This is a genomic window from Candidatus Cloacimonadota bacterium (genome assembly GCA_034661015.1).
Taxonomy (GTDB): Bacteria; Cloacimonadota; Cloacimonadia; order JGIOTU-2; family JGIOTU-2; genus JAYEKN01.
Genome location: JAYEKN010000040.1, coordinates 1 through 6,322, shown reverse-complemented (window position 1 = coordinate 6,322; position 6,322 = coordinate 1). Strand labels below are relative to the sequence as shown.

Annotated in this window: 9 protein-coding genes; 2 read left to right on the top strand and 7 right to left on the bottom strand. The window is 33.4% G+C overall.

The window, feature by feature from the left end:
- Positions 1-41 precede the first annotated feature (41 nt).
- A complete protein-coding gene (locus tag U9P79_01460; GenBank protein ID MEA2103296.1) occupies positions 42-191 on the top strand; it encodes a hypothetical protein in 150 nt (49 codons plus the stop codon).
- 193 nt (positions 192-384) lie between these two features.
- A complete protein-coding gene (uvrC, locus tag U9P79_01455; protein MEA2103295.1) occupies positions 385-2,217 on the top strand; it encodes an excinuclease ABC subunit UvrC in 1,833 nt (610 codons plus the stop codon).
- 41 nt (positions 2,218-2,258) lie between these two features.
- Here uvrC and U9P79_01450 read toward each other — a convergent pair whose 3' ends face one another.
- The 7 genes from U9P79_01450 to U9P79_01420 form a co-directional block, all read right to left on the bottom strand.
- Complete coding sequence (locus tag U9P79_01450; GenBank protein ID MEA2103294.1) at positions 2,259-2,585, bottom strand: hypothetical protein; 327 nt, start codon at positions 2,583-2,585, stop codon at positions 2,259-2,261.
- Positions 2,586-2,639: 54 nt separating this feature from the next.
- Positions 2,640-2,999, bottom strand: coding sequence for a response regulator (locus U9P79_01445; GenBank protein MEA2103293.1), 360 nt, complete (start codon positions 2,997-2,999; stop codon positions 2,640-2,642).
- A complete protein-coding gene (locus U9P79_01440; GenBank protein MEA2103292.1) occupies positions 2,996-3,889 on the bottom strand; it encodes a phosphoribosylaminoimidazolesuccinocarboxamide synthase in 894 nt (297 codons plus the stop codon). The genes U9P79_01445 and U9P79_01440 overlap by 4 nt, the downstream gene beginning before the upstream one ends.
- A 7-nt stretch (positions 3,890-3,896) precedes the next feature.
- The gene (locus tag U9P79_01435) at positions 3,897-4,349 is read right to left on the bottom strand and encodes an OsmC family protein (GenBank protein MEA2103291.1); all 453 of its coding nucleotides are present in this window, start codon (positions 4,347-4,349) and stop codon (positions 3,897-3,899) included.
- 104 nt (positions 4,350-4,453) lie between these two features.
- Positions 4,454-5,425, bottom strand: coding sequence for an endolytic transglycosylase MltG (mltG, locus tag U9P79_01430; protein ID MEA2103290.1), 972 nt, complete (start codon positions 5,423-5,425; stop codon positions 4,454-4,456).
- Complete coding sequence (ruvX, locus tag U9P79_01425) at positions 5,425-5,838, bottom strand: Holliday junction resolvase RuvX (protein MEA2103289.1); 414 nt, start codon at positions 5,836-5,838, stop codon at positions 5,425-5,427. The genes mltG and ruvX overlap by 1 nt, the downstream gene beginning before the upstream one ends.
- A 28-nt stretch (positions 5,839-5,866) precedes the next feature.
- Positions 5,867-6,229, bottom strand: coding sequence for a hypothetical protein (locus tag U9P79_01420; protein ID MEA2103288.1), 363 nt, complete (start codon positions 6,227-6,229; stop codon positions 5,867-5,869).
- Positions 6,230-6,322: the final 93 nt, after the last annotated feature.

Genomic DNA, 6,322 nt, shown 5'->3' with positions numbered 1-6,322 from the left:
CCGTAAAGTATAGATTGGACGCAGATAAGCGCTGAAAAAAAATGATTTACGCAGATAAAAAATGTAATTACAAAAAGAGTAGTATCAGCGTTTATCTGCCGAATCAGTGTTTTTCTGCGTCGAATCACATTCGGAGAATTATTGCAAAAATGCGAGTTTACGGATGGACAATAATTAGTGTCTGTCCGTAAAGTAGCATATCAAGTAAAATATATTCTTCATCCTTTTTACAACTCATCCCCTAACCCCTTCTCTTCAAAGAGAAGGGGAACTTTTGTCTCCCTCTCCTCGATAGGAGAGGGTCGGGGTGAGGTCGAAAAATACTACTTTACCGATGGACTCTAATTAGTGGCAATATTTTTAATAAACTAAAAATCAAAATTTATGTTTAGCAAATTCAAAGAAAAAATCAAGGAAAAATTAAAACTTGTTCCCCATAGCCCCGGAGTGTATTTAATGAAAAATTCGGGGAGAAAAATAATATATGTGGGGAAAGCAAAAGATCTGAAAAAACGGGTCAGCTCTTATTTTTCCAAGCTAAAATTTGATTATCCAAAAACCGAAGTTCTCGTTTCCAAGATTTGCGAATTTGATTATATCGTTACGAAAAATGAGTTCGAAGCACTCGCTCTTGAGGACAATCTAATCAAAAAGTATCGCCCTCGATTCAACATTGCCCTAAAGGATGACAAAAAATATCCCTATATCAAGGTTCCGCTAAATCAAAACTTCCCTCGCATAACCATAACGAGAAAAATTTATAAAGATGGAGCAAAATATTTTGGACCTTTTACAGAAGCTGCCACGATTCGATATTCAATTAAACTATTGGAAAAAATATTCAAACTGCGAACTTGCAATAAAAAAATCCCGAGAAATCCTGAAAAGGAATCCGACACAAACAGAGCCTGCCTGAATTTTCAGATAAATAAATGTGATGCTCCCTGCATCGGGAATATTAGTTATGAAGAATATCGGAAAAAAATCAATCAAGTAATTCTCTTTTTAAAAGGTAAAATTAGCATTGTTACTAAAGAGTTGGAAGAGGAAATGCAAAAAGCATCTTCAGCGCAGAAATTTGAGGAAGCAGCAAAATACCGCGATCAAATAATGCGAATAAAGAAACTTTCGAGCAGGCAAATAGTGAATAAATACAACTATGAAGACCTTGATGTTATCGGAATTGCGAGAGAAGAAGATATCTGCTGTGCGGTACTTTTTAAAATCCGTGAAGGAAAATTAATCAGAAAAGAGCATTATTTTCTCGAAAACACAGAGGATGAAAATTTTTCTGCGATCTTAAATAGATTTCTCGTTCATTATTATAATACACAGGAAAATAAGGCTCCAAAAATATTGCTTCAAACTATTGCGGAGGACAATGAACTGCTGGAAGAATGGCTAAAGGTAAAACTTTTCGTTCCTAAAATAGGTGACAAACAAAAATTGGTTGCAATGGCTCGAAAAAATGCCTTTCTCTATATGGAAGAGAAAAAACTTGCTCATCTAAAAGCTACTCACAGAACTGTTTTTTCGGTACAAGAACTAAAAGATAAACTTCATCTCACTAAACTACCACGCAAGATAGCAGCCTTTGATGTTTCCAATCTTTATGGTCTGGAATCAGTCGCATCAATGGTTTTTTTTTATAATGGCAAACCCAAGAAAAGCCAGTATCGAAGGTTTAAAATCAAAACAGTGGAGGGAATAAACGATTTTTTGATGATGGAAGAGGTTGTAACTCGTTATCTCTCCCATCTCGAAGATGACAGTTTTGAAAAGCCGGATCTAATCCTGATTGATGGGGGGAAAGGGCAACTTTCAAACGCAAAAAAAGCGTTAAATAAATATCCGTATGATATTTATCTTTTTTCTCTTGCCAAAAGATTGGAAGAAGTGTTTGAGTCCGGGAAAAAAGAACCGATAATAATTCCCAAAACATCACAAGCACTAAAACTTTTACAACGATTGCGTGATGAAGCACATCGCTTTGCAATTACTTACCACAAAAAGTTACGAGATAGAAAAACTACTGCTTCCGAGCTGGATAATATTCCCGGAATAGGGGAGAAACGGAAATTTGAATTGTTAAAACATTTTACTTCAGTGCAAAAAATCAAAAGTTCCACTGTGGAAGAACTGTCCTCTTTACCTAAAATTAGTAAGAATTTGGCTAATGCGATTTTAGAAAATTTAAAAAAAAAGAGCAATAAATGAAAAATTATTTATTGCTCTTTTTTTTTAATTTATTTGAAGTTCTACAAACTTCTCTTTTTTAATTCCTCGAAATCTCTTTCTTCAAATTTTACGTCAACTCCATATTGATTTTTAATATCAACGATCTGTGCCTTCGGATCTGTGCTATGAATCAGTTTGATGTGATTATAGCGATTGCAAACAGCAATAATTTTTTTCGAGATACTTTCTGTAGCAATTAGGTAAAGATAATGGAGGTCTTTACGATTTTCGAGATAATGTTCCAAACTTTCAACATCATGGCTTTCCAATTTTTTTGCATGAATGAATGCAATGATTTTTTTGTGACTTTTTGGTGAGACTTTATTGCGTGTAAGATTAGCTTTCACTTATCCTCCCAACAATTTATTGATTTCGGTTAGCATATTTCATTGAACGATTTGTTAAATATTGTTCAATATTTCTTGTAAATCTTCGATTTCAAAAGGCTTAAAAAGGATATTATGCAATCCATCCTGTCTTGCTTTGACCAGAACATGGTTGGGATCATATCCAAATCCGGTCATCATTATTATGGGAATATCATCATTGAAGTTTCTGATCTGTGTGTAAAGTTCATAACCATCCATATCCGGCATGGCGATGTCGGTCAGCACAGCATCAATTTTTTCTTCGCGAAGTTTTTGGAGAGCATCAAAACCATTGTCCACACTGAGGATGTTGAGATTAATTTGTTTTAAGGCGTAAACGAGATATTCCAAAAAATCTTTATCATCGTCCACAATTAAAATTGTTCGAATCATAATTTATTTTCACCTGTAATGATTTTGAATGCAGAAAAATATTTATCTACTGTTTTGCGAATTATTTCATCCGGTAAATTTAAAATGTTGAGATTTTCATCTATATTTTTTATTTTTTTAATCCCTTTGCTGAGTAAATATTCACGGATAAATTGCTTGTCAAAACTTTTTTGAGAATGCCCGATTTTATATTCTGATGTTTGCCAAAATCTAGAAGAATCAGGAGTAAGAGCTTCGTCTATTAAAATTAATTCACCGTTGATTAATCCGAATTCAAATTTTGTGTCGGCGAGAATAATCCCTTTTTTGCTCATAAAATCGTGAGCGAAAGTGTAAAGTTCCAGACTGATTTTTTTTATCTTTTCTGCCAGCTCAGTCCCGAGTTCATTCTTCATCACTTGAAATCCGATATTTTCGTCATGTCCAACCTCTGCTTTTGTGGAAGGGGTAAAAATAGGTTTTGGCAATCTCTCTGATTCCTGTAAATGTTCCGGCAACTTTATCTCGCATATTGTACCATTTTTTTGATAATCAATCCAACCCGATCCGGTGATATATCCCCGCACGATGCATTCAAAGTGAATTTTGTCTGCTTTTTTTACAAGCATAGAGCGTTGTTCAAGTTCATTTTTAAATTCATGAAGTATTTCTGGGAATTCTTCTACTTTATCAGTGATAAAATGATTATCCACAATTGCTTTTGTTTTCCCGAACCAAAATTTTGAGATTTGATTGAGCAATTTCCCTTTATCGGGAATTAGATTAGGAAGAACAAAATCAAAAGCGGAAATCCTATCGGATGTTACAAGCAGTAGTTTGTCTCCAATTTCATAAATGTCCCGCACTTTCCCATGTTTCATCGGGAATAATTTATTCAAATTTGCGTTCATCACTGTTTTATATCCCTTCACTTATTTCATAAGAATGGTTTATTTTACAGGCTTTTTTCATCATTGCAGTAACTGGGCAATATCTATCTTGAGAAAGGTTGATCGCCTTTTCAAGCTTCTTTTTATCAATGGATTTGCCCGAAATAAAATATTTAATATTAACATATTTAAAAACTTTTGGATGCATCTCTGCATTTTCAGCTTCTGCGGAAACGGAAAATTTGTCGAATTCGACCCGCATTTTATTTAGGAGAGAAACCACATCCATACCTGTACAGCTGATAAGACTCATAAGCAGAAGTTCCTTGGGACGTGATCCATGATCGTAACTTAATTTTGTGCTTGCATCAACTACAATTGCATGATTTGAGTCTGAAACCAAATTGAATTGTAGCTTACTAACGTGTGTTGCCTTTGCTTTCATAATATTTAATTTTGTAACCTTTCCTTTATTTGTCAATGAATATTAAGATAATTTTTTTGAAATAAATTTGCCACCCAAATGGCTTGAATATATTCTTTTTTCTAGGGTTTTTATGCGCTTTGTGTTGACACATATTTCCGTTATAGTCGCCCCATTTTTTGAAGGTGCTCGTTGTAAGTTCGAGAAAATATATGATGCGAATCCTCACCCGCAAAGAAAAAAATGTAATCAGTATTTTCCGGCTTCAATGCACTTTCAATTGCTGCCGTACCCGGATTGCAAATCGGAGTTGGGGGTAAACCCCTATTAAGATAAGTGTTATATGGAGATCGAATTTTCAAATCATCGAAATATATTTTGGTTCGTTTCTGATTATGTAATGCCAAAGCATACGCCACAGTCGGATCAGCCTGAAGAAGCATATTCGTTTGTAAACGGTTTCTATAAACGCCGGCAATTATCGGCATTTCATCTTCAAAACAGGACTCGCTCTGAATTATCGAAGCAAGAATTAAAACAGAATACAAAGAATCTGAATTCAAATTTGAGTTTTGAATTTTATCCCATTGCCCAAAAAAATTATCTAACATCATCTTGATAATATCTTTTTCTTTGGCGTAATAGGGAATATAATAAGTATCCGGAAACAGAAAACCTTCCAAATTATTTAACTTCAGTCCCAGCTGTTTGATAAATAGAGTGTCCTGTGTAAGCGAAATAAATTTATTGAAATCAATCATATTTTTTTTAGTCAGAACCTCGGCAATGTTTCGAACAGTAAATCCTTCCGGAATTGTAATTGTATATGCAACAATATCGGCTTTAGATAGTTTGGCAATAACTTCCGGCAAATTATATTTCCCCGTAAAATCAAACTGACCATAAGAAATGGATTTCCGATGGTAGAACAATTTGCTGATTATCAAAAAAAGTGTTGGGGAATCAATTACTTTACTTTCTGCCAAAATTTTTGCAATATTCTGAAGAGATGCTCCTCTTGGAATAGAAACATTTTGATTTAAAATTTGTTTCTGCTGGAAAATGTTTACAATACTAAAAATAGAGAAAAACAGGAAAACTGCAATCAGGATAAATAAAAAAGTTTTTTTCATTAAGAACTATGCTGCATATAATCCTCAAGCATCAAAGAAGCAGCAATTTTATCCAATTCTTTTTTGTGTTTCTTCAAAGACTTTTTATTCAATTTCAGAATTTCTTTTGCTTTCAGGGTAGTGTGAGTTTCATCCCAAAAAACTATTGGAACTTCAATTAGGTTTGCTAATTTATCTGCAAATTGTTTGATGGTTTTTGACTTATGTGTATCCTGTCCTTCCACATTAAGGGGATTACCAATTACGATTTTTGTAACTTGTTTATCACCGATTATTTTATGAATTTTTTTAAAATAATCAGGAGTTTTTTTTACATCTATCGTTATGTAAGGGGAAGAAAATACCATGCTTTCGTCAGAAAGAGCAATGCCAATCCTTCTTTCTCCAAAATCAATGCCTAATAATCTTTTCAAAATTGTGTGCTAATTTTTTTTCAACAGTTTATTCTGCTCCGGTTTCTTCCTCTTTTTTAGGATTATCTTTAGTTTTTTTTGGGGATTGATGAGCTTCTTTTTCTGCTTTTTTTATCTCTGCTATTGATGCTTCGGTTTTTTCAATAACTTTTTCAAATTCACCTATTTTTTCGATCAGATCTGCCAAAAATTCATCATCACCAAATTGGTCTTTGTTTGTGTAAATATATTCGCCCATTTTTTTATAGGTGGCTTTTATTTTTCCATGATAACTTGCTATATCTAACTTCAATTTTGAAAGCCTTGCCACAATTTCAGTTTTATGGGCAGCTTTGGAAAGAATATTTCCAACATCTTGTTTAACTTTTGTAAATAATTCTTTTGTTTCCATTATTCCTCCAGAAATAAATTATTGTTTTTATATTTCACATATAAAATTTCGTAACGCATTGTTGTCAATCTATTTAATTTTTTATTCGCATCC